Source organism: Rhodococcus sp. As11 (assembly GCF_048957735.1).
GTDB lineage: Bacteria > Actinomycetota > Actinomycetes > Mycobacteriales > Mycobacteriaceae > Rhodococcus > Rhodococcus gordoniae.
Map to the genome: position 1 here is coordinate 46,562 of NZ_JARDJE010000004.1, position 20,609 is coordinate 67,170.

21 protein-coding genes and 2 tRNA genes are annotated in these 20,609 nt (G+C 69.0%); 16 read left to right on the forward strand and 7 right to left on the reverse strand.

Going from position 1 to position 20,609, the window contains the following annotated elements; all coding sequences use genetic code 11:
• The first annotated feature begins 112 nt into the window (after positions 1 to 112).
• The 4 genes from PV766_RS06330 to PV766_RS06345 all read left to right on the forward strand — a co-directional run bounded on the left by PV766_RS06330 (position 113) and on the right by PV766_RS06345 (position 3,687).
• Complete coding sequence (locus PV766_RS06330) at positions 113 to 1,051, forward strand: aldo/keto reductase (RefSeq protein ID WP_059383563.1); 939 nt, start codon at positions 113 to 115, stop codon at positions 1,049 to 1,051.
• 262 nt (positions 1,052 to 1,313) lie between these two features.
• Entirely contained in the window at positions 1,314 to 2,321 is a 1,008-nt protein-coding gene (locus PV766_RS06335) for a hypothetical protein (RefSeq protein ID WP_129976748.1), read from the forward strand.
• On the forward strand, positions 2,321 to 2,575 hold the full coding sequence (locus tag PV766_RS06340; protein WP_064064855.1) for a DUF5703 family protein: 255 nt from the start codon (positions 2,321 to 2,323) through the stop codon (positions 2,573 to 2,575). Before PV766_RS06335 ends, PV766_RS06340 begins: the two co-directional genes overlap by 1 nt.
• 41 nt (positions 2,576 to 2,616) lie before the next feature.
• Positions 2,617 to 3,687, forward strand: a complete 1,071-nt coding sequence (locus PV766_RS06345; protein WP_421096684.1) for a quinone-dependent dihydroorotate dehydrogenase — start codon at positions 2,617 to 2,619, stop codon at positions 3,685 to 3,687.
• A 58-nt stretch (positions 3,688 to 3,745) separates the two neighbouring features.
• On the opposite strand, the gene PV766_RS06350 is transcribed toward PV766_RS06345, so the two are convergent.
• Together PV766_RS06350 and PV766_RS06355 are read right to left on the reverse strand one after the other, a co-directional pair.
• Positions 3,746 to 4,288, reverse strand: coding sequence for a YbhB/YbcL family Raf kinase inhibitor-like protein (locus PV766_RS06350; protein ID WP_421096685.1), 543 nt, complete (start codon positions 4,286 to 4,288; stop codon positions 3,746 to 3,748).
• Positions 4,289 to 4,318: 30 nt separating this feature from the next.
• Positions 4,319 to 5,671, reverse strand: coding sequence for a M20/M25/M40 family metallo-hydrolase (locus tag PV766_RS06355; protein ID WP_064064858.1), 1,353 nt, complete (start codon positions 5,669 to 5,671; stop codon positions 4,319 to 4,321).
• Positions 5,672 to 5,804: 133 nt separating this feature from the next.
• Between PV766_RS06355 and PV766_RS06360 the strand changes: the two genes are divergently transcribed.
• Together PV766_RS06360 and PV766_RS06365 are read left to right on the forward strand one after the other, a co-directional pair.
• A tRNA-Leu gene (locus tag PV766_RS06360) sits at positions 5,805 to 5,890 on the forward strand.
• A gap of 283 nt (positions 5,891 to 6,173) precedes the next feature.
• Positions 6,174 to 6,259 (forward strand) — tRNA-Leu (locus PV766_RS06365).
• A 65-nt stretch (positions 6,260 to 6,324) separates the two neighbouring features.
• Here the strand turns inward: PV766_RS06365 and PV766_RS06370 are convergent.
• Positions 6,325 to 6,558, reverse strand: a complete 234-nt coding sequence (locus tag PV766_RS06370; protein ID WP_421096686.1) for a hypothetical protein — start codon at positions 6,556 to 6,558, stop codon at positions 6,325 to 6,327.
• 87 nt (positions 6,559 to 6,645) lie between these two features.
• On the opposite strand from PV766_RS06370, the gene PV766_RS06375 reads away from it, so the two are divergent.
• The 7 genes from PV766_RS06375 (at position 6,646) to PV766_RS06405 (ending at position 12,930) form a co-directional block, all read left to right on the forward strand.
• On the forward strand, positions 6,646 to 8,115 hold the full coding sequence (locus PV766_RS06375; RefSeq protein ID WP_421096687.1) for an SDR family NAD(P)-dependent oxidoreductase: 1,470 nt from the start codon (positions 6,646 to 6,648) through the stop codon (positions 8,113 to 8,115).
• 124 nt (positions 8,116 to 8,239) lie between these two features.
• Positions 8,240 to 8,608 carry a universal stress protein gene (locus PV766_RS06380; protein WP_064064861.1) on the forward strand — a complete coding sequence of 123 codons (369 nt, stop codon included), beginning with the start codon at positions 8,240 to 8,242 and terminating at the stop codon, positions 8,606 to 8,608.
• A 66-nt stretch (positions 8,609 to 8,674) separates the two neighbouring features.
• Positions 8,675 to 9,055, forward strand: a complete 381-nt coding sequence (locus tag PV766_RS06385; protein ID WP_255162787.1) for a DUF2784 domain-containing protein — start codon at positions 8,675 to 8,677, stop codon at positions 9,053 to 9,055.
• A gap of 13 nt (positions 9,056 to 9,068) precedes the next feature.
• Entirely contained in the window at positions 9,069 to 10,304 is a 1,236-nt protein-coding gene (locus PV766_RS06390) for a saccharopine dehydrogenase family protein (protein ID WP_421096688.1), read from the forward strand.
• Between the two features lie 291 nt (positions 10,305 to 10,595).
• Complete coding sequence (locus PV766_RS06395; protein ID WP_421096689.1) at positions 10,596 to 11,633, forward strand: sulfite exporter TauE/SafE family protein; 1,038 nt, start codon at positions 10,596 to 10,598, stop codon at positions 11,631 to 11,633.
• A gap of 70 nt (positions 11,634 to 11,703) precedes the next feature.
• Complete coding sequence (locus tag PV766_RS06400; protein ID WP_421096690.1) at positions 11,704 to 12,231, forward strand: hypothetical protein; 528 nt, start codon at positions 11,704 to 11,706, stop codon at positions 12,229 to 12,231.
• Between the two features lie 69 nt (positions 12,232 to 12,300).
• Entirely contained in the window at positions 12,301 to 12,930 is a 630-nt protein-coding gene (locus PV766_RS06405; protein ID WP_421096691.1) for a hypothetical protein, read from the forward strand.
• Between the two features lie 149 nt (positions 12,931 to 13,079).
• Here the strand turns inward: PV766_RS06405 and meaB are convergent, their stop codons facing one another.
• Genes meaB through PV766_RS06420 form a run of 3 tightly spaced genes read right to left on the reverse strand, consistent with a single transcriptional unit; the run spans position 13,080 to position 18,249 of the window.
• Positions 13,080 to 14,129: a methylmalonyl Co-A mutase-associated GTPase MeaB gene (meaB, locus tag PV766_RS06410; RefSeq protein ID WP_016934943.1), complete on the reverse strand. Its 1,050-nt coding sequence runs from the start codon at positions 14,127 to 14,129 to the stop codon at positions 13,080 to 13,082.
• A 7-nt stretch (positions 14,130 to 14,136) separates the two neighbouring features.
• A complete protein-coding gene (gene scpA / locus PV766_RS06415; RefSeq protein WP_421096692.1) occupies positions 14,137 to 16,383 on the reverse strand; it encodes a methylmalonyl-CoA mutase in 2,247 nt (748 codons plus the stop codon).
• Positions 16,384 to 18,249 (reverse strand): methylmalonyl-CoA mutase family protein, encoded by a 1,866-nt coding sequence (locus PV766_RS06420; RefSeq protein WP_421096693.1) that lies wholly within the window; start codon positions 18,247 to 18,249, stop codon positions 16,384 to 16,386.
• 275 nt (positions 18,250 to 18,524) lie between these two features.
• Here PV766_RS06420 and PV766_RS06425 point away from each other — a divergent pair, with 275 nt between their 5' ends.
• The 3 genes from PV766_RS06425 to PV766_RS06435 are packed head-to-tail and all read left to right on the forward strand — an operon-like array spanning position 18,525 to position 20,330.
• Positions 18,525 to 19,205 carry a TVP38/TMEM64 family protein gene (locus tag PV766_RS06425; protein WP_064064869.1) on the forward strand — a complete coding sequence of 227 codons (681 nt, stop codon included), beginning with the start codon at positions 18,525 to 18,527 and terminating at the stop codon, positions 19,203 to 19,205.
• Positions 19,206 to 19,236: 31 nt separating this feature from the next.
• Positions 19,237 to 19,818: a hypothetical protein gene (locus PV766_RS06430; RefSeq protein ID WP_421096694.1), complete on the forward strand. Its 582-nt coding sequence runs from the start codon at positions 19,237 to 19,239 to the stop codon at positions 19,816 to 19,818.
• Positions 19,815 to 20,330 carry a hypothetical protein gene (locus PV766_RS06435; RefSeq protein WP_064064871.1) on the forward strand — a complete coding sequence of 172 codons (516 nt, stop codon included), beginning with the start codon at positions 19,815 to 19,817 and terminating at the stop codon, positions 20,328 to 20,330. Before PV766_RS06430 ends, PV766_RS06435 begins: the two co-directional genes overlap by 4 nt.
• A gap of 16 nt (positions 20,331 to 20,346) precedes the next feature.
• Here the strand turns inward: PV766_RS06435 and PV766_RS06440 are convergent, their stop codons facing one another.
• Positions 20,347 to 20,556, reverse strand: a complete 210-nt coding sequence (locus tag PV766_RS06440) for a DUF2945 domain-containing protein (protein WP_064064872.1) — start codon at positions 20,554 to 20,556, stop codon at positions 20,347 to 20,349.
• Positions 20,557 to 20,609 lie beyond the last annotated feature (53 nt).

Genomic DNA, 20,609 nt, shown 5'->3' on the forward strand with positions numbered 1-20,609 from the left:
TCGGTCGGCGCGCCGGACGCTGTACGGCGGGTCGCGCGCATTAGGGTGCAATACCGGGGTCGTGGCCGAGCGCGGCGACGTCCCGTCGTGTCGGGAGGAAACGCGGACGGTTATGGAATACAGGACAGTCGGTGCGAGCGGCCTGCGGGTTTCACGGCTCGGCCTGGGCACCTTGACGTGGGGTCGCGGAACGGACGGCGACGAGGCCGCGGCGCAGCTGTCGGCCTTCGTCGATGTGGGAGGCACGCTCGTCGACACCTCCCCCGCCTACGGAGACGGGGTCGCGCAGCGGATCCTCGCCGAACTGCTCGACGACGTGGTGCCCCGCGACCAGCTGGTGCTCTCGGGCAGCTCCGGCATCGACACCACCACCCTCGGCTCCGGCCGGGTGGACTGCTCCCGTTCGGGGCTGCTCAACCAGCTCGACGCGACGCTGCGCGAACTCGGCACCGACCACCTCGACGTGTGGCAGGTCGCGACGTGGGATCCGCACACCCCCGTCGACGAGGTGATGGACGCCCTCGAGTTCGCGGTGACCAGCGGGCGCGTGCGCTACGTCGGGGTGCGCGGTTATCTCGGCTGGCAGCTCGCGACCGCGGCGGCCGCGGCGCGGCGCCCGGCTCCGCTGATCAGCACGCAGGTCGAGTACTCCCTGCTCGCCCGCGGTGTCGAGGAGGAACTGATCCCGGCGGCCGCACATCACGGAGTGGGTGTCTTCGCAGCGGTCCCGCTCGCCGGCGGTGTGCTCACCGGTAAGTACCGGTCGGGTGTGCCGGCGGATTCGCGGGGCGCCGACGATGTGCACACCGAGGAAGTGCGCCGTTATCTCACCGAATCCGCGGTGCGGGTGGTCGACGCGGTGGCCACGGCCGCCGACGGCCTCGGCACGTCGCCACTGGCGGTGGCCCTGGCCTGGGTGCGCGATCGACCGCATGTGGCGTCGACGCTCGTGGGCGCACGGGATCTCGCGCAACTGACCGGAGTGCTGGTCGCGGAGGAGTTGGCCTTGCCACCGGCGATCGCCGCGGCGCTCGACGACGTGAGCGCGTGATCCCGGCAACACCGATCACACCTCGCTCCTTTCCCGAAGGTGGGCACGACGAACACGCCGTGGTGGTCGTGCTGCCCCCGCCGTCCGAGCCGCGACCTGCCTGCCTCGGCGCAGAGCTGAGCAGCAGGTCACATCCGGCCCGGCGGGCGGCGTCCTGATTTCTTTCCCGCGACCGGCATCAGGAACACTGAGGGTCGGCGCGCCGGTCGCCGGGAGGCGTCCGGCAGGTGCGGATCGAATCCGAGGACGAGGAGCAGCAACGATGGGCAGAGCGGGCATCCGGGCGGTCACGATGGTGGGTGCGATCGCGCTGGTCGCGCTGGCGGGTTGCTCGTCGGAGAGCACCCCGGACGTACTGCAGACCATCGAACCCGCCACGCCGGCGGCCGCGCCCGAGGTCGGCCCATCCCCCGCCGGCGATGTCCGCCCCCTCGACCTGCAGGTCGACGCCCTGATCGTCGAACCGTCCACCGGTACCTTCGCCGCGCTCGTCGACGACGGAGCACGGGTGGCGCTGTTCGACGACGCCGAGTCCGAACCGCGTCTGGTGGACCTGCCGTCGTCCGCGGCGACCGTCGTGGCCGGACCCGACGGCAGTGTGCTCGCTCCCGCATCCGGTGCCGTGCTGCGTATCGACGCTGCCGCGGGCACGCTCACCGAGGTTCCGGTCGACGGCACCGCATCGTCGGCGGCCGTGCTGTCCGACGGTCGCTGGGCCGTCGGGACCGACGACGGCCGCGTGCTGGTCGTCGACCCCGGCTCCGGTGAGGTAAGCACCACGGTCGGTGGCCTCGCCTCCGTCGACGCCCTCGCCGTCACCGGGGACGCTGTCGCGGCGCTCGACCGCCGGCAGACCTCGCTCACCGAACTCGACCTGGCCGACGCCCATCTCGGTCCCGCGCTGCGCTCCGGTGAGGGAGCGACGCAGCTGACCACCGACCCGTTCGGGCGCGTGATGGTCACCGACACCACCGGGGACGAGCTGCTCGTCTACACCCTCGACGCGATCGTCCTGCGGCAGCGCTATCCCGTCGGTCCCGCCCCGTACGCTGTGACCTACGACGAAACACGGGATCTGGTCTGGGTGACTCTGACCGGCAGCAACGAGGTCGTGGGCTACGATCTTTCGACCGGGATCCCGCGAGAACGCCACCGCTTCGCAACGGTGCGGCAACCGAACTCGATCGCCGTCGATCCGGTCGACGCGGCTCTGGTGATCGCATCGGCGACCGGTGACGGTCTGCAACGGATCCCGATCGAAGGACAGTGATGGCGAACGAGCGACTCGGCCGGTTCACCCGGTTACCTGTCGGCTGGGACACCAGCAACGACGAATACGAGTACGTGCCGCTGAAACTTCCCCGGGACGTCTCCCGGGTGAGTGCGTCGATGCGGCTGGCGATCTCCGCGGAATTCCACGGCTGGGAACTCACCCGGGTGCGCCTGTACCCGGACGGAAGCCGCCGCGTGCTGCTCCGGCGCCGCAAGACGCTCCATCACGTCCCCGAACCCACCGTCCGCTGATCATCACCCCGGGCCTCGCCCGGGCCTGCAGGGAGTTGTCCGTGTACCGCTTGCTTCTTCGGCTCATGTTCCTGTTGTCGCCGGAACGAGCCCACCATCTCGCCTTCCTGGCGATGCGCTGGGCGACCAGGTTCGAGCCGGTGCGGACCGTGGCGTCGAAGATTCTCGTCGTCGACGACCCGGTACTGCGCAACTCGGTGTTCGGCGTCGAGTTCCCCAACCCGGTGGGCCTGGCCGCGGGCTTCGACAAGGACGCCACCGGTGTGGACGTCTGGGGTCCGCTCGGCTTCGGGTTCGCCGAGGTCGGCACCGTGACCGCGCAGGCGCAGCCGGGTAATCCGCAGCCGCGCCTGTTCCGCCTGCCCGAGGATCGGGCGATCGTGAACCGGATGGGGTTCAACAACCACGGGGCCGGTGAGGCCGCCAACCGGCTGCGGCAGCGCCGCCGCACCGTGCCGATCGGCGCGAACATCGGCAAGACCAAAGTGGTGCCCGCCGAGCAGGCGGCGCAGGACTACACCGACAGCGCACGGCTCCTCGGTCCTCTCGCGGACTTCGTGGTCGTCAACGTCTCGTCGCCGAACACCCCGGGTCTGCGCGATCTGCAGGCCGTCGAGTCGCTGCGCCCGATCCTCGCCGCGGTCCTCGACACCGTGACGGTGCCGGTGCTCGTCAAGATCGCCCCGGATCTGTCGGACGAGGATGTCGATGCGGTGGCCGACCTGGCGCTCGAACTCGGCCTGGCCGGCATCGTCGCCACCAACACCACCATCCGCCGCGACGGATTGAACACCCCACAGAGCCGGATCGAGGAGATCGGCGCGGGTGGTCTGTCGGGTGCGCCGGTGGCCGAGCGATCGCTCGAGGTGCTGCGCCGGCTGCGCTCACGGGTCGGCGACCGGTTCACGCTGATCTCGGTCGGCGGCATCGAGACGCCCGAGCAGGCCTTCGAGCGCATCCTGGCAGGTGCGTCCCTGGTCCAGGGCTACACCGGGTTCATCTACGGCGGCCCGTTCTGGGCGCGCCGCATCAACAAGGGCATCGCCCGCAAACTGCGCGCGCACGGTTACCGGTCCATCGCCGACGCGGTGGGCGCCGCAGCACGAGTCTGATCGTCACACGGATCGGGGGCCCGGGACGCCAGTGGTCCCGAGCCCTCGATCCGTTGTGTCAGCGCACCTCGTAGGTGCCGGTCAACAGACCGCGGGCGATGGCGTGCCCGAAGACGTTGAAGCCGAGGAAGGCCGGGCTCGAGTCGGGCGTGACGCCGTCGAGCACCTCGACGTCGAGTGCGTGCACCGCGACGATGTAGCGGTGGTGGCCGTGACCGGCCGGCGGAGCAGCGCCGATGAAGCCGTGGGCTCCGCCGTCGTGGCGCAGCGTCACGGCCTGCTCCGGAAGAGCGTCCGAGTCGGCGCTACCGGCACCCGTCGGCAACTCCGTGACGGAAGCCGGGATGTTCGCGACGGCCCAGTGCCAGAAACCGGAGCCCGTCGGGGCATCCGGGTCGAGCACCGTGACGACGAAGCTCTTCGTCTCGGCGGGGAAACCCGACCAGGACAGCTGCGGGGAGACGTCGCCGCCCCCGGGGATTCCGAACGCACCGCTGGCCTGCGGGAGTTTCCATTCCTCGCCCTCGGCGAAGTCCGCGCTGGTCACCTCGAAGGTGGGCAACTCGGGCAGGAACGTGTACGGATCGTAATCGAAAGCCATTCCGGTCCTTTCGTGACGGTGTCGAGTGTTCTAGGCGTGCAGGAGGAAGTGTTCCATGACACGGGTGCCGAAGCGCAGCGCGTCGACGGGGACACGCTCGTCGACGCCGTGGAACAGGGCCGCGAAGTCCAGGTCGGGCGGCAACTGCAGCGGCGCGAACCCGAAGCAACGGATCCCGAGCCTGGCGAACGCTTTGGCGTCGGTGCCGGCCGAGAGCATGTACGGCACGGTCCGGCCGATCGGATCGTGCGCGAGGATCGCGGCGTTCATCGCGTCCACGAGCTCGCCGTCGAAGGTGGTCTCGTACGGCTCGAGTCCGGTGATCCACTCGCGGGTGACGTTCGGGCCGATCAGCTCGTCGACGGTGCGTTCGAACTCGGCGAGCCGGCCGGGCAGGATGCGGCAGTCGACGACGGCGTGCGCGGTGCGCGGGATGACGTTGGCCTTGTAGCCGGCGTCGAGCATGGTGGGGTTCGCGGTGTCGCGCAGGGTCGCGCCCACGATGCGGGCGATCGAGCCGAGCTTGGCGAGTGCCCCCTCGAGATCGGGTGAGGCCGGATCGAAGTCCAGCCCGGTCTCCTCACTCACGACGGAGAGGAACTCGGCTACGGAATCGTTCACCACGAGCGGGAAGGTGTGGGAACCGAGCCGGGCCACGGCGCGGGAGAGCACGGTGACGGCATTGTCCTCGTGCAGGAACGAGCCGTGCCCGGCGACACCGGTCGCGGTCAGGCGCATCCAGCGCATGCCCTTCTCCGCGGTCTCGACCATGTACAGGCGCCGTTCGGTGCCGTCGGGACGTGGCACGGTCAGGGAGAACCCACCGACTTCCCCCACAGCCTCGGTGACGCCCTCGAACAGGTCGGGCCGGTGCTCCACCAGCCATTGCGAACCGAACTTGCCCCCGGCCTCCTCGTCGGCGACGAACGCGAACACCAGATCACGCGGGGGCACGATGTTCTCGACCTTGAAGTAGCGGGCGACGGCGATCATCATGCCGACCATGTCCTTCATGTCGACCGCTCCTCGTCCCCACACGTAGCCGTTCTCGACGGCACCGGAGAACGGGTGCACGCTCCAGTCCGCGGCCTCGGCAGGCACCACATCGAGATGGCCGTGGAGCATCAGCGCACCGCGACTCGGGTCTTCGCCCGCCAGCCGGGCGAAGACGTTGCCGCGGCCCGGCGCGCCGGATTCGACGTAGGTCGTCTCGTAGCCGACCTCCTCGAGCACGGAGGCCACCCATTCGGCGCACTCGCGTTCGCCCCGCGTCGTGGTGGGTTCGCCGGTGTTCGAGGTGTCGAACCGGATGAGGCGGGAGACGAGGTCGACGACCTCCTCCTCTGCTCGGGACGGCTGGTGGGCGCTCGTGTCAATGGCCATGGCCGTATGTCTACCACCGCCCGTCCACCCTCACGACAGTTCGGATCAGTGCAGGTGGAGGCGGCGATTTGGGACCGTCGGCGCGGTGGGTTACTCTTTCACAGCGCCCACGACGAGCGGGCGCGAGCATCAGGTCCGAGTGGCGGAATGGCAGACGCGCTAGCTTGAGGTGCTAGTGTCCTATTAACGGACGTGGGGGTTCAAGTCCCCCCTCGGACACTCTGAGTCGAGACAGACGACGAAGGCCCCGAACATCATGTTCGGGGCCTTCGTCGTTGTCGGAGACACGATCGAACCGGTGGCAACCGCTACCACTTTCGTTATCCGCCGCAGCAATTGCCGGGCGGATGACGAACAAGCGAGCGGATACCTGTGAGGCCCGACCCGTCGAGTACCGCGAGAGTGTCTGAAGTGCCGTTTTGGGGATCGGACGCCCCATGCGCTACTGTTTCCTCAGCGCCCGCGGGAGCGGGTTCTACCGACATGCCCCGTGTGGGCGTCGGTCCGAGTGGCGGAATGGCAGACGCGCTAGCTTGAGGTGCTAGTGTCCTATTAACGGACGTGGGGGTTCAAGTCCCCCCTCGGACACTCCGAAACCCGAAGGCCCCGAACCGAAATCGGTTCGGGGCCTTCGGCTCGTCCGGGCAGACCGCTCAGTCCCGGCGGCCTTTGCGGAAGTAGCGGATCGGCCCGAAGAAGTTCACCGCGATCGTCAGCGCCCAGCGCAGCTTGCTGCCGTTGACCTTCTCGGCCGGCCGAGTCGCCAGATCGGCCCAGGCCGCCACGGCGAGCGACAACTGCACCGCCGCGAGCAGGAGCACGAGCACCTGCTGGAAGCGGCCGAGTTCCGCGAACTTCTTCTTGGACAGGAGCGGGTTCGGACTCATCTTTCCTCCGGTACCTCCGTAGGGAATGCGGACACGATCATCCTGCCCGATACGATCGGGCCCACAGCAGCACACGGAAAAAGGCAGATGAACCTCCACAGCGACACCACGGCCGAACCAGAGACAGACGGCTTCGCCCGCATCGACCCCGACGACCTGGCCACCTGCCTGCGGGTGCTCGATCAAGCGGCCGCTCTCGCCGCCGAGCATCCCGATGCGATCACCGTGCAGCGGGCCGTGGGACACATGTTCAAGAAGTTCAAGCGGCGGCGCCGCAACGAGGTCCGTAAACAGCGCGCCGACGCCGACCGTCAGGTGCTGTCCGCGACCGCCACGGCCTCTCCCACCCGCATCGACGACGAGACCGCCGGCCTGCCGCTGGCCTCGGCGAGCCGCGGCACGAGCGCGGGCACGCTGCTGCGACCGCGGCCCTGCTACGTCTGCAAGGACAAGTACACCCGGGTGGACTCCTTCTACCACCAACTGTGCCCGACCTGCGCGGAGGAGAACCACGCGAAGCGGGACGCCCGCACCGATCTGCGGGGCCGGCGCGCCCTGCTCACCGGCGGACGGGCCAAGATCGGCATGTACATCGCGCTGCGGTTGCTCCGCGACGGCGCACACACCACCGTCACCACGCGGTTCCCCAACGACGCCATCCGCCGCTTCAGCGCGATGGAGGACAGCGGCGACTGGCTGCACCGGCTACGCATCGTCGGCATCGACCTGCGTGATCCCGCCCAGGTGGTCGCCCTCGCCGACGACCTCGCCGCGCAGGGCCCGCTGGACATCCTCATCAACAACGCGGCGCAGACGGTGCGCCGCTCCCCCGGCGCCTATTCGGCGCTGGCCCAGGCGGAGGCCGATCCGTTGCCCGCCGGCCCACGCCCCGAGGTCCTGACCTTCGGCAAGCCGTCGGATGCCCACCCGGCCGCACTGGCCGGATCGCTGCCCGTCGACCTGTCGGCGCACTCGCTGACCTCGCTGGCGTTGGTGGCCGGTTCGGCGACACCCGAGCGGGTCGCGGCCGGAGTCGCCGTCGACGCCGGCGGGTTGCTGCCGGATCTCGTGCACACCAACAGCTGGGTGCAGACCGTCGGCGAGGTCGAGCCGCTCGAACTGCTCGAGGTCCAGCTGTGCAACTCGGTGGCGCCGTTCATCCTGGTCAACCGTTTGCGTCCTGTGCTTGCCGCGTCGTCGGCCCGCCGTAAGTACATCGTGAACGTCTCCGCGATGGAAGGGCAGTTCGGCGGTCGCCGTTACAAGGGCGCCGGGCATCCGCACACCAACATGGCCAAGGCGGCGCTGAACATGCTCACCCGTACCAGCGCCGAGGAGATGCTCACCGACGGCATCCTCATGACCGCCGTCGACACCGGGTGGATCACCGACGAGCGGCCGCACCACACCAAGATGCGCCTCGCCGAGGAGGGCTTCCACGCCCCGCTCGACCTCGTGGACGGCGCGGCGCGCGTGTACGACCCGATCGTGCAGGGCGAGGCCGGTACGGATCTGTACGGATGTTTCCTCAAGGACTTCCGCCCGGCGCCCTGGTGATCCGGGGAGATCGGCGCGACACGACCGGGGCGGTGGAGACCGGTTCCACACCGACCCTCGTCGCCCGGATGCCGCGTCGCGGCGATAATGGAGGACGTCGCCCGGTGCCCGCACGAGGAGAGTCATGACTGTCGCTGTCGTTCACGCCGATACCCCCGAAGGCCGGATCGCTCTCGAGGCCGCGGTGCGGGAGGCCGCCGACCGGCAGCAGTCGCTGGTGGTGCTCCATCCGCTCGACGAACCCGACGAGGTGGAGGACGTGCGGGCACAGGTGAGCGAGGTGGCGGGAGCCGACGGCTGGGAACTGCTCTCGGCCGTCCACGACGGTGATCCCGTCGGCACGACCGTCGAGTTGCTCGCGCGCAGCGGCGCGGAGCGGGTGGTCATCGGCAGCCGCGGGCGCACCGCGACCGGCAAGTTCCTCGTCGAGCGGGCGGTGCAGCGTCTGATCACCGAGTCGTCGGTGCCGGTGCTCGTCATCAAGGCGGGCTGACGCCCATCCGACTCACCGCACTGCGGGCTCTGTCCGTTCCACGGCCGAGCGTTCTACTCTGGACACATGGCGTTCCGGGTGGTCGCCGACCTCACGGCCTTCGTGCATCTGATGTTCGTGCTCTACGTCGTGTTCGGTGGTTTCCTCGCGTGGCGGTGGCGCCGCACCATCGTCGCGCATGTCGTCGCCGTGGCATGGGGAGCCGCCTCGGTGGCCGTAGGGTTCGACTGTCCGTTGACGGCAATGGAGAACTGGGCGCGCCGCAACGCCGGCCGGGAGGGTCTGCCGCCGAGCGGATTCATCGATCACTACCTGACCGGCGTGATCTACCCGGAATCCGCACTCGGGGCCGTCCGTGCCCTCGCCGCGGCCGCTGTGGTGGTGTCGTGGGTGGCGCTGTGGCACCGGATTCGTGTGACGAAGGTCGCCCCCGTGACTTACTCCTGAGTAGGGTGGGGGCATGACTGTCTCCCGGGATCTCGACATCGTCGTCTACGGCGCCACCGGCTTCGTCGGGCGCCTCACCGCCGCCTATCTCGCCGAGAATCTCCCCACCGGCGTCGCCGTCGGACTCGCAGGGCGCTCACGCACCAAACTCGAGAAGCTCGCCGCCGACCTCGGAACAGACTGGCGCCTGATCGAGGCGAACGCCGACGACCCTGCCTCACTGACGGCGCTCGCCGAATCCACGCGCGTGGTGATCACCACCGTCGGCCCCTATGCCGCGTACGGACTGCCGCTCGTGCAGGCGTGCGCCGAGGCGGGCACCGACTATGTCGACCTCACCGGCGAGGTCCTCTTCCACCGCGAGAGCATCGACCGGTTCGACGACGTGGCCCGGCGCACCGGTGCCCGCATCGTCCACTCGTGCGGTTTCGACTCCGTGCCGTCCGATCTCGGCGTCCATGCTCTCTACCGCGCCGCGGAGGCCGACGGCAACCTGCCCCTCACCGACACCACCTTCGTGCTCGGCTCCTTGCGCGGCGGGGTGAGCGGTGGAACCATCGATTCGCTCCGCAGGCAGCTCGATGCGGTCCGCAAGGATTCCACCGCCCGGAAGATCGCCGCGCGACCGTATTCTCTGTCCCCCGACCTGTCGAAGGAACCCGATCTCGGTCGCCAGAACGATTTTGCATTCGTCGACGGCAGATCCGTCGCCCCCGGCGTCTCGGGCCGGCTGGCCCCGTTCTTCATGGCCTCCTACAACACCCGAATCGTGCGCCGCAGCAACGCGCTGCGCGACTGGGCCTACGGACGCCGGTTCCGGTACCGGGAGACCATGAGCGTCGGCTCCTCGCCGCTGTCCCCCGTCCTCGCCGGGCTCGTCGGGCTCGGTACAGGCGCTCTCGCCGCCGGCCTGTCGTTCGCACCCACGCGGTTCGTCCTCGACAAGATCCTGCCCGCCCCCGGGGAGGGGCCGTCGGAGAAGACACGGGAGAACGGCTACTTCACCGTCGATCTGTATGCCTCGACCGAGTCGGGCACCCGATACACCGCCCGCTTCGCAGCGCAGGGCGACCCGGGTTACAAGGCCACGGCCGTGATGCTCGCCGAGTCCGCCCTGTCGCTCGCGCTCGGCGGTGAGGCACTGCACGCCGGAGGCGGCGTCCTGACCCCTGCGGTGGCGTTCGGTGACGTACTGACCGAACGCCTTCGCGCGGGCGGCTTCGAGATCACCGCCCGTCGCCTCGGCTGACATCGCGCCGCGGGCCCGGACCGGACGCGCCGGGCCCGCCGAGTGCGATTCCGTCGCGAGTACGGGCTATGCTCGACCGCACCGAACGATCCGCGCGCAACGAGACCTGAGGACGAGAACATGGAAGCGACGAGTACCGAGGTGGCTCCGGCCGCTCGTCTCGCGCTCATGTCGTTCTGGCCCACCCGCCGCGGCGCCTGCTTCGATTGTCTGTGTTGCACCCCGGAGTGTCGCTGAGCGCTCTGCCGCTCGTCCATCTTCTCGGGTTCTTCCAGCTTTCGGAGCAGACATATGTTCAATTTGCTCATTTTCACGCTCGTCGGTGTGGGCGCACAGCTCGTCGACGGCGCTCTCGGCATGGCTTTCGGCGTCACCGCGACGACCCTGCTGCTGTTCAGCGGTGTCGGTCCGGCACACGCGAGCGCCGCGGTGCACCTCGCCGAGGTGGGCACCACGCTCGTATCGGGCGCATCGCACTGGCGTTTCCGCAACATCGACTGGAAGGTCGTGTTGCGGCTCGGCGTTCCCGGAGCCATCGGAGCCTTCCTCGGCGCGACGGTCCTGTCGGGACTGTCGACCGAGGCCGCCGAACCGGTGACCGCCGGCATTCTGCTGGCCATCGGTGTGTACGTCGCGCTGCGCTTCTCGGTGCGGCCCCCGGCGGTCGCGCATGCCCGTACCTCTCCGCACACCGCGAAGTTCTTGTCGCCGCTGGGTTTCTTCGGCGGGTTCATCGACGCGAGCGGCGGTGGCGGATGGGGACCGATCACCACCAGCACCCTGCTCTCCCGCGGCAAGACGGCACCGCGCACCGTGATCGGATCGGTGAGCGCGTCGGAGTTCCTCGTCGCGGTCGCGGCGAGCCTGGGTTTCCTGTTCGGGCTCGGCCACGACTCGCTCGGCAATCTCGTGATCGTCGCCGGCCTCGCTCTCGGCGGTGCCCTCGCGGCACCGATCGCGGCCTGGCTGGTCAGTCGTGTCCCCGCAACTCTGCTCGGTACCGGCGTCGGCGGTGTCATCGTGCTGACCAACGCGCACAAGCTCGCCGGGACGTTCGGGCTCTCCGGCGCGGCACTGGCCGCGCTCTACCTCTTCATCGTCGCCACGTGGCTCACGCTGCTGATCGTGTCGTGGAAGCGTTCGCGCCTCACTCCCGCGGAGAAGAGCGGATCGCTCGAACCGTTGACGCAACCGACCCCGGTGACCTTGCTCGAAGACACCGACCGGACCCCCTTCGCGGGCGGTCGTCCGGAGCTTCGAAACGTACCCGGGCACAACGACACTCGCTTGAATTCCACCCCGTCACCATGGTCTCCCGACGAGGCATGACAACCGCTATCATGCCCGCGTGCGACAAAAGCGAATACATAAGAGTGCCTTCGTCTTCTTCACTGCCGGTGTGGCTCTGACGGCCTGCTCCTCCGAGGATTCCACGGTCGACATCCGCAATGCAGCCGATATCGGTTCTCCGACGTCCGCCACCGCCGAATCGCCGTATCTGGTGAAGATCACACAGAACTACCCGAGTTGCGAGGCCATCGGCGCACCCCTCGAGCGCTACATCGACGGGCTGACCCCCGCCCCCGGCGGCATCGTGAGCACCCGACGGGTGAACTGTGTATGGGAGGCCGAAGCCGGTGAACCGCCCTCCGGGCTCCGTTCCGTCGCGGTCGTCGTCGAACCCGAGACCGTCACCCCCGCCACCGCCGCGAAGACCGGCCTCGTGGTGCTTCCCGACACTGCCATCGAGGCGGCCGGGGGATTCGCGCACAGCATGCCGATCAACCTGGCCGGCACCGCCTTCACCGCGACCGGCGTCGAACTTCCGCAGGCGTCGGTGTCGATCACCGTCGGCGGCCGCGACGCCGCGTCGGTCCTCGATCCGGCGGGCGGCGTGGCGTTCGCCAAACAGCTTCTCGGGCTGTAGCACCCGGTGTCGCGGCCGTCGATCGCCCCTGTGGAACCAAGATCACATACAACTCGTACGAACGCTACGATGCGCCGTGTGAATCCCACCCGTTACGCGGTCGCATCCGCGACCCTCGCCGGCGCCCTGCTCCTCGGCGCCTGCTCCTCCGGCGACGACGCCTCGTCCGACACCGCATCGGACACCACAGCCTCGGATACTGCAACCACCGACACCGCGCCCTTCGACGCCGACACCGTCGGCGAACCGACCGGACTCGGCAGCGACATCCTCGCCCGCTTCGGTTCGTGCGACGATGTCGCACCCGCCGTGGCCACGTACATCGAAGGTCTGACCCTGCGTTCGTCGAGCGGTGTGGACGAGTACAGCGTCTACTGCTCGTGGGAGACCCCGGACAGCGCGACGAGCCTCGACGAGATCCGGTCGGTGGAGATCGTCCTGGCTCCGGGCTCGGGCACCGTCCCGTCGGCGAGCGACCTCGAAACCGGCGGTCTCGAACTGATTGCCGACGCCGACATCGAGGCCGCCGGGGGCATCGCCTACACCATGGGACAGGCCGTCTCCGTCGCCGCCGTCTCGGTCACGCAGATCCAGCTCCCCGAGGTGGAGGTGTCGATCACGGGCGGTCAGTGGGGCGACCATCCATCGCTCGACGCCCCGACATCCGTGACCGTCGCCAAGGAACTGCTCGACCTGTAGGCCCGTCCGCGCCGATCGTGCGCAATGAGCACACCGCGCACGATCAGGACCTGGACCGCGATGTACGTGAGCCGGGAGACGAGATGAGTCGCCGCGACGATCGCGAACGCACCGAGGACGGCGACGCGATCACGCGGCGGCTCATGCGGTCAGGAGCCCTCGCCCGAAGTTCCGGGGTCGTCCACCCCGTCGAACGCATCGAGCAACCGCCGGGCGGCGAGTGCGGCGGTGAGCGATCCGTCGCGCACCCCGGACTCGACATCCTTGCGGATCGCCCGCACGCGCGGCGACGTCTCGAGGCGACGCAACAGCTGGTCGTGCACCATCGTCCACGTCCAGTCCACCTGCTGCCGACGACGGTTCTCGTCGAACATGCCCGCCTCGGTGAGCACCTTCTTGTGGTCGAGCACCGTGTTCCAGAAGGTGTCCAGACCGTTGCCGGTCATGCCGCTCATGGTGATCACCGGCGGCTTCCAGATCGCGTCGTGCGGATGCACCATCCGCATCGCGCCGGCGAGTTCGCGGGCGGCGACCCGCGCGTCGCGTTCGAACTCTCCGTCGGCCTTGTTGACGGCGACGAGATCGGCGAGTTCGAGCACGCCCTTCTTGATGCCCTGCAGCTGGTCGCCGGTACGGGCCAAGGTCAGGAAGCAGAACGTGTCGACCATGTTCGCCACGGTGACCTCGGATTGCCCTACACCGACGGTCTCGACGAGGATCACATCGAATCCGGCGGCCTCGAGCAGCACCATCGTCTCGCGGGTGGCCTTCGCGACCCCACCGAGGGTGCCGGCCGACGGCGACGGCCGGATGTAGGCGTCCCGCTGCACCGCGAGACGCGCCATTCGCGTCTTGTCGCCGAGAATCGATCCGCCCGTGCGAGTCGACGACGGGTCGACGGCCAGCACCGCGACGCGATGCCCCTGCTCGAGCAGATACATGCCCAGCGCGTCGATGAAGGTCGACTTGCCGACCCCGGGCACACCCGTGATCCCGACACGAATTGCGTTGCCCGCCTGCGGGAGCAGGCGCAACAGCAGCTGCTGCGCCTGCTCCCGATGGTCGTCGCGGTTCGATTCGATCAACGTGATCGCCCGGGCGAGGCCGGCCCGCTCGTTGGCGAGCACGGCCCCTGCCAGGGCGTCGACGTCGACCTGACGTCGGCGGGTCTGCGCGGCGCCGACCGAGGTGTCGCTCATGCCGACGTCAGCCTCCGAGGTGGTGGCCGAGCTGCGCGGCGAGCTTGGTCAGCAGACCGCTCGCCGCATCGGCGATCACCGTGCCGGGCGGGAAGATCGCCGCCGCACCCGCCGCGTAGAGCTCGTCGAAGTCACCCGGCGGGATGACACCACCGACGACGACCATGATGTCCTCGCGGCCCACCTCGGCCAGTGCCTGCTTGAGAGCAGGGACCAGCGTGAGGTGACCCGCGGCCAACGACGACACGCCGATGACGTGCACGTCGTTGTCGGCCGCCTGCTGGGCGACCTCTTCGGGGGTCTGGAACAGCGGTCCCACGTCGACGTCGAATCCGAGGTCGGCGAAGGCCGTGGCGATCACCTTCTGGCCGCGGTCGTGACCGTCCTGGCCCATCTTCGCGACGAGGATGCGCGGGCGGCGGCCCTCCTCCTCGGCGAACTTCTCGACCAGCTCGGTCGCGGCGGTGATGTTGGTGGCCTTGCCGGCCTCGTCGCGGTACACGCCGCTGATCGTACGGATCTCGGCCTGGTGGCGGCCGAAGACCTTCTCCAGGGCATCGGAGATCTCACCGACCGTGGCCTTCGCGCGCGCCGCGTCGATGGCCAGCGCGAGCAGGTTGTTCTCGAGACCCTGGCTGTGCGCACCGGCGGCGCGGGTGAGCGCCTCGAGTGCGGCGCGGGTGGCTTCCTCGTCGCGATCGGCGCGCAGCTGCTCGAGCTTGGCGAGCTGCTCCGCCCGTACACGCGAGTTCTCGACCTTGAGGACCTCGATCTCGTGATCTTCGGTCACCTGGTACTTGTTGACGCCGATCACCGGCTGGCGACCCGAGTCGATGCGCGCCTGGGTGCGGGCGGCTGCCTCCTCGATGCGCAGCTTCGGGATACCCTCCGAAATCGCCTGTGCCATACCGCCGGCGGCCTCGACCTCGGCGATATGAGCACGCGCCTTGTTGGCGAGTTCGTGGGTGAGCCATTCGACGTAGTGCGAGCCACCCCACGGATCGATCGGCCGCGTGGTGCCCGACTCCTGCTGCAGCAGCAGCTGGGTGTTACGGGCGATCCGTGCCGAGAAGTCGGTGGGCAGTGCCAGCGCCTCGTCGAGGGCATTGGTATGCAGCGACTGGGTGTGGCCCTGGGTCGCAGCCATCGCCTCGACGCAGGTACGCGCGACGTTGTTGAAGACGTCCTGCGCGGTGAGCGACCAGCCGGAGGTCTGCGAGTGGGTACGCAGCGACTTCGACTTCGGGTTCTTCGCACCGAACTTCTCGACGAGCTCGCTCCACAGCAGCCGGCCCGCACGCAGCTTCGCGACCTCCATGAAGAAGTTCATGCCGATCGCCCAGAAGAACGACAGGCGCGGCGCGAACTTGTCGACATCCATACCCGCGTCGAGTCCGGCGCGGATGTACTCCATGCCGTCCGCGAGGGTGTAGGCGAGCTCGAGGTCGGCCGTCGCCCCGGCTTCCTGGATGTGGTAGCCGGAGATCGAGATCGAGTTGAAGCGCGGCATCTTCGTCGATGTGTACGCGAAGATGTCGGAGATGATCCGCATCGACGGCTTCGGCGGATAGATGTACGTGTTGCGGACCATGAACTCCTTCAGAATGTCGTTCTGAATGGTTCCGGCCAACTGCTCGGGCTTGACGCCCTGTTCCTCGGCCGCCACGACGTACAGCGCCAGGATCGGCAGCACCGCGCCGTTCATGGTCATCGACACCGACACCTGCGACAGATCGATGCCGTCGAACAGCTGACGCATGTCGAGGATCGAGTCGATCGCGACACCGGCCATACCGACGTCACCCTGCACACGCGGGTGATCGGAGTCGTAGCCGCGGTGCGTGGCCAGGTCGAAGGCCACCGACAGACCCTTCTGACCGGCGGCGAGGTTGCGCCGGTAGAAGGCGTTGGACTCGGCGGCGGTGGAGAAGCCGGCGTACTGACGGATGGTCCACGGCTGGTTCACATACATCGTCGGGTACGGCCCACGCACGAACGGCGCCAGACCCGGGTAGCTGCCGAGCGGGTACCCCTCGGCGACGACTGCGTCACGGTCGGCCTTGGTGTAGACCGGCTTGACGTCGATGCCCTCGGGCGTCGACCACACGACGTCCTCGGTGCTGTAGTTGTTCGCCTCGGCGACGGACTCGACGAGCGCGGCGGCCTGCTCCGCGGTGGGAGCGGCGGGCGCCGGCGCGGCCGGGTCCGTCAACGGGACGTCGGCGAAGCTGCCGATTTCGTGTTCGATGCTCACTTACGCTCCCAGAGTGTTCAGCAGGTCGGTGAGGGCGGCGACCGCGTCGATGCGCGCGGTGAGGAAGCCGTCCGGACGATCGTCGCCCTGTGCATCCCCCACGGCCTTCTCCGGTCCGGCCAACAGCACGGTCGTGATACCCGCCGCACGCAGCGCGGCGGTGGCCGTGCCGGCCTGCTCGCCGTAGCGGGCGTCGGTGCCGCACAGCACGGCGACGGACGTTCCGGCATCGCTCACCAGCGACGACAGATCGGCATCGAGATCCAGTGGACCGGGATTGACCGCTTCGACGCCACCGGCGGCGAGCAGGTTCGCCGCGAAGGTCGCGCGCACGTTGTGTTCGGCGATCGGTCCGAGCGGGGCGAGCAGCACCCGCGGCCGGACCCCGTGCGAAGCCAGGTAGGTGTCGGAGCGGTCGCGCAGCGCCTCGAACGGCGCGGCGTAACGCGCAGCGGACGCGCCGGCCTCGGCGACACCGACCGGCAGCGGCTTCTCGGCCAGGTTCGGGAACTCGTTGACACCGGTCACCGAGAACGTGCGGTGCGCGATGTCGGACTCGCGGCGGGCACGCGTCTGCGCGATACGCTCGGCGATCAGGCCGGCATCGAGAGCGGCGCGGTATCCACCGGCCGCCTCGATCTCCTGGAAGAAGCCCCATGCCTTCTCCGCGATCTGCGCGGTCAGTTCCTCGACGTACCAGGAACCGGCGGCGGGATCGAGAACGCGACCGAGGTTGGACTCCTCGAGCAGCAGCAGCTGGGTGTTGCGGGCGATCCGGGCGGAGAACGCCTCGGACACCTCGAGCACACCGGCCGGCAGTGCGGAGTCGAACGGCAGGACCGTGACGGCGTCGGCGCCACCGACACCCGCGCCGAAGGCGGCGAGGGTGGTGCGCAGCATGTTCACCCACGGATCGCGCTGGGCCATCATCGCCGCGGAGGTCACGGCGTGCTGCGGGGCGTTGCCGGCCTCGGGGGCACCGGCGACCTGGGCGACGCGCGCCCACACCTGACGACCCGCGCGGAACTTGGCGATGGTCTGGAACTGGTCGTCGGTCGCGGCGAGACGGAACTCGAGCTGACCGAGCGCGGCCGCGACGGGAACCCCGGCGTCGACGAGTGCTCGCACGTAATCGAGGCCGGCGGCGATCGCGGCACCGAGTTCCTCGGCGTCGGACGAACCGGCGTTGTGGAAGGCGGTGCCGTCCACGGTGAGGGCACGCACCGCTTCGGTGCGGTCGGCGGCGGCCCGGGCCAGCTCGACGGCCTCGGCCAGGGTGACATCGGGACGCTCGGAGAACACGCTGGTGAGCGGCGCCGCACCGAGGGAGACGCGCACGGCGGCACGATCCTCGATGTCGGTGCGGTTGTCGAGCACGCCGTAGACGGCCGTGCTCGCCGCGACCGCATCGGCGCCCGCATCGAGACGGATCGGCGCGAGATCGAGAAGTACACCGTTCAGTGCGGTGTCGAGTGCGTCGACGGGGACGGCGCCGGCGCCGAGACCGAGCCACACCGAGCTGACACCGTTGTTCAGGGCGTCGAGGATGCGCTCGTTGACCGAGGCCGCATCGGTGCCGGTGAACCGGACATCGACAAGCCATCCGCTGTTGACGTCGCGGGTGGACGAGCCGCCACGGACGAATGGGAACTCGCCGGGCAGGGGTGCTTCGTCGCGTTCGTCGCGGACGCCGTACAGCGGCGCGACGGTGATGTCGTCGTAGGTCGTGGTCGCGAGCAGACGCTGCGGCTCGGGTCCGAGTTCGGCCGGGTCGACGCGTCGGGACTTGGCCAACACCCCCGCCACCGCGTCCTGCCACTGCGCATATGCGCGCGCGGCATCCTCGGCTTCTGCAGCTAATGACACGGGCGATTCCTCCTACTGCGGGTTTGCAGGCTTTGTACGGACGGCGTTGTCGGCCGGAGGTGGGCAACCTCGAAAAGGGTAGGTTGCCGTCGGTGTGATGCTATCCCTACACACCGTGCGGTCGTTGTGGGGATCACCACAGTTTTCCTAGCGCTCGATAATGACGTCCTCGAATGAAACGGTATCGTGCGCACTTCCCGGCTCTGCTCCGGGGGAAGCGGACGCGTCGCCCGGTAGTGTGGGCATCCGTGACGAGGCTTGCCGCAGACCGCAGAGTGCTCGGAATTCTCGCCCTGGTGGCGGCACTCGTCGTGGCAGCTCTCGTGGTGCCACATCCGTCGATCGCCCAGATCCGGCAGTGGTCCGAATCGGTGCACGGCCCCGCCCTGGTCCTGACATTCTTCGCTGTCCACGCGCTCGTGACGATCGCCCCGGTGCCGCGCACGGTGTTCACGCTCAGCGCCGGCGTGCTGTTCGGCAGCGCCGTCGGCATCGGCGTAACGGTCGCCGCCTCCACGGTCAGCGCTGTCCTGGCGTTCCTGCTCGTGCGCGCGGTCGGACGCAAGGTCGTAGAGTCGCGGCTCACGCACTCGGCGGCGAGGGCGATCGATCTACGTCTCGCGCGTCGCGGATGGCTTGCGGTCGGCTCGCTACGGCTGATCGCCGCCGCCCCGTTCTTCGTCGTGAACTGTTGTTGCGCCGTCTCGGCGGTCCGCCTCGTGCCCTACACGCTCGCCACGGTCGTGGGCATCCTGCCGGGCACCGTAGCGGTCGTGCTCCTCGGCGACGCTCTCACCGGGCAGACCGATCCGCGGCTGATGGTGATCACGGGCGTATGCATCGCGCTCGGTGTGGCGGGATTGCTCCTCGAAGCGCGCCTACCCGCACCTGCGGGCTCCGCACTCGATGCCGCCGGTACGGCAGCACCCACCACGAGGTCAAGCATGGAGGCTTGATTTTCAGGAGTCAAGGCTCCACGATTGACCTATGTTCGTGCTTACCGTCGATCAGCGCGGAAGCCGGCGAGACGTGGATCGGGTCGAGGACCTGCTCATGGCCCTCGACGACCTGCCGCTAATCCGCCGGTTCGATCGCACCGCAGGCGACGAGGTCCAGGCCGTCGCCGACGATCCCGCCCTCGTCGTCGATCTCGTCCTCGAGCTGCTCCGCCGGGAACACTGGAGCATCGGGGTGGGGATCGGCGCGGTGGAGACCCCCCTGCCCGAACAGACCCGAGCGGGTCGCGGGCGCGCGTTCGAACACGCCCGCACCGCGGTCGAACGGGCCAAGAACGCCCCCGGGCAGGTCGCGGCCGAGGGCGACGACACCGCGGCCACCGCAGATGTCGATGCCGCGCTCACCCTGCTCGCCACCGTCGTCCTGCGCCGGTCCGAACAGGGGCATCAGGCGATCGTCCTGGCCCGAGAGGGCCTGTCGCAGGCACGGATAGCCGAACACCTCGGCATCAGCAAGCAAGCGGTATCCCAGCGCCTCGCCACCGCCGGATGGCAGGCCGAACTGGCCGGGCGCGAACTCGTGCGCCGACTCCTGGAAAGGGCCGACCGTTGACCGTCCTCTCACTGATGTGCCTGGCCGTCGCCGCCCTCGCACCCGCGCTCGTCCTGCGGCCGAGCCTGCCGGTGTGGCCGACCGCGTCGCTGAGCATTGCGGGTCTCGCCGGTTCCGCACTCGCCGCCACCGCGACCACACCGGTTCAGGGCGTCACACTCGCGGCAACACTCGTTCTCACGGCGACGGCTGCGATCACCGGAGGTGGGCCCGCCGTCCTCGTCGCGTTCCGGATCGCTCGCCGGCAACCCGACGCCGGTCCCGCTCCCACTCCTCCCCCGGGTCCGCTGCGCGGCGGCCGCGTCATCGGAGTTCTCGAACGTGGGGCCGTCACCGCCTCGATCCTCGCCGGGTGGCCGGAGGGGATCGCCGTCGTCATGGCCGTCAAAGGCCTCGCCCGCTATCCCGAACTGCGCGAGCCGAACGCTTCGGAACAGTTCATCATCGGCACGTCCACGTCGGTGCTGTGGGCGGTCGCGGTGTGCGGCGTCGGTCAGGCACTGATCACCTGACCGTCGACTCTTCGCGTCAGATCTTCTGCAGCGCACTTCCCTTGTGCATCGCGACGTGATCCGTCTTGTCGCTCCGGATCTCGTACTGCGGCTCGTCTTCACTGCACCGCCGCATGCGTCCTTTGAATTCCACGTCCTTCGTGTGCTTGTCGATGATCACACCTTCGACATATCCGGCTTCCGAATTCCATCGGACGTGGTCACCGACGGAGAAGTGGGTCGTCATGTCTTCGTCCTCCCGATCGGCCGGTTCCTGTGACCGATGGATAGCCGCCGCCC

Coding starts and splice junctions, on each gene's coding strand:
- PV766_RS06330 (WP_059383563.1), top strand. CDS start 113: ATGGAATACAGGACAGTCGGTGCGAGCGGCCTGCGGGTTTCACGGCTC.
- PV766_RS06335 (WP_129976748.1), top strand. CDS start 1,314: ATGGGCAGAGCGGGCATCCGGGCGGTCACGATGGTGGGTGCGATCGCG.
- PV766_RS06340 (WP_064064855.1), top strand. CDS start 2,321: ATGGCGAACGAGCGACTCGGCCGGTTCACCCGGTTACCTGTCGGCTGG.
- PV766_RS06350 (WP_421096685.1), bottom strand. CDS start 4,288: ATGGCTTTCGATTACGATCCGTACACGTTCCTGCCCGAGTTGCCCACC.
- PV766_RS06355 (WP_064064858.1), bottom strand. CDS start 5,671: ATGGCCATTGACACGAGCGCCCACCAGCCGTCCCGAGCAGAGGAGGAG.
- PV766_RS06370 (WP_421096686.1), bottom strand. CDS start 6,558: ATGAGTCCGAACCCGCTCCTGTCCAAGAAGAAGTTCGCGGAACTCGGC.
- PV766_RS06375 (WP_421096687.1), top strand. CDS start 6,646: ATGAACCTCCACAGCGACACCACGGCCGAACCAGAGACAGACGGCTTC.
- PV766_RS06380 (WP_064064861.1), top strand. CDS start 8,240: ATGACTGTCGCTGTCGTTCACGCCGATACCCCCGAAGGCCGGATCGCT.
- PV766_RS06385 (WP_255162787.1), top strand. CDS start 8,675: ATGGCGTTCCGGGTGGTCGCCGACCTCACGGCCTTCGTGCATCTGATG.
- PV766_RS06390 (WP_421096688.1), top strand. CDS start 9,069: ATGACTGTCTCCCGGGATCTCGACATCGTCGTCTACGGCGCCACCGGC.
- PV766_RS06395 (WP_421096689.1), top strand. CDS start 10,596: ATGTTCAATTTGCTCATTTTCACGCTCGTCGGTGTGGGCGCACAGCTC.
- PV766_RS06405 (WP_421096691.1), top strand. CDS start 12,301: ATGCGCCGTGTGAATCCCACCCGTTACGCGGTCGCATCCGCGACCCTC.
- meaB (WP_016934943.1), bottom strand. CDS start 14,129: ATGAGCGACACCTCGGTCGGCGCCGCGCAGACCCGCCGACGTCAGGTC.
- PV766_RS06430 (WP_421096694.1), top strand. CDS start 19,237: ATGTTCGTGCTTACCGTCGATCAGCGCGGAAGCCGGCGAGACGTGGAT.
- PV766_RS06440 (WP_064064872.1), bottom strand. CDS start 20,556: ATGACGACCCACTTCTCCGTCGGTGACCACGTCCGATGGAATTCGGAA.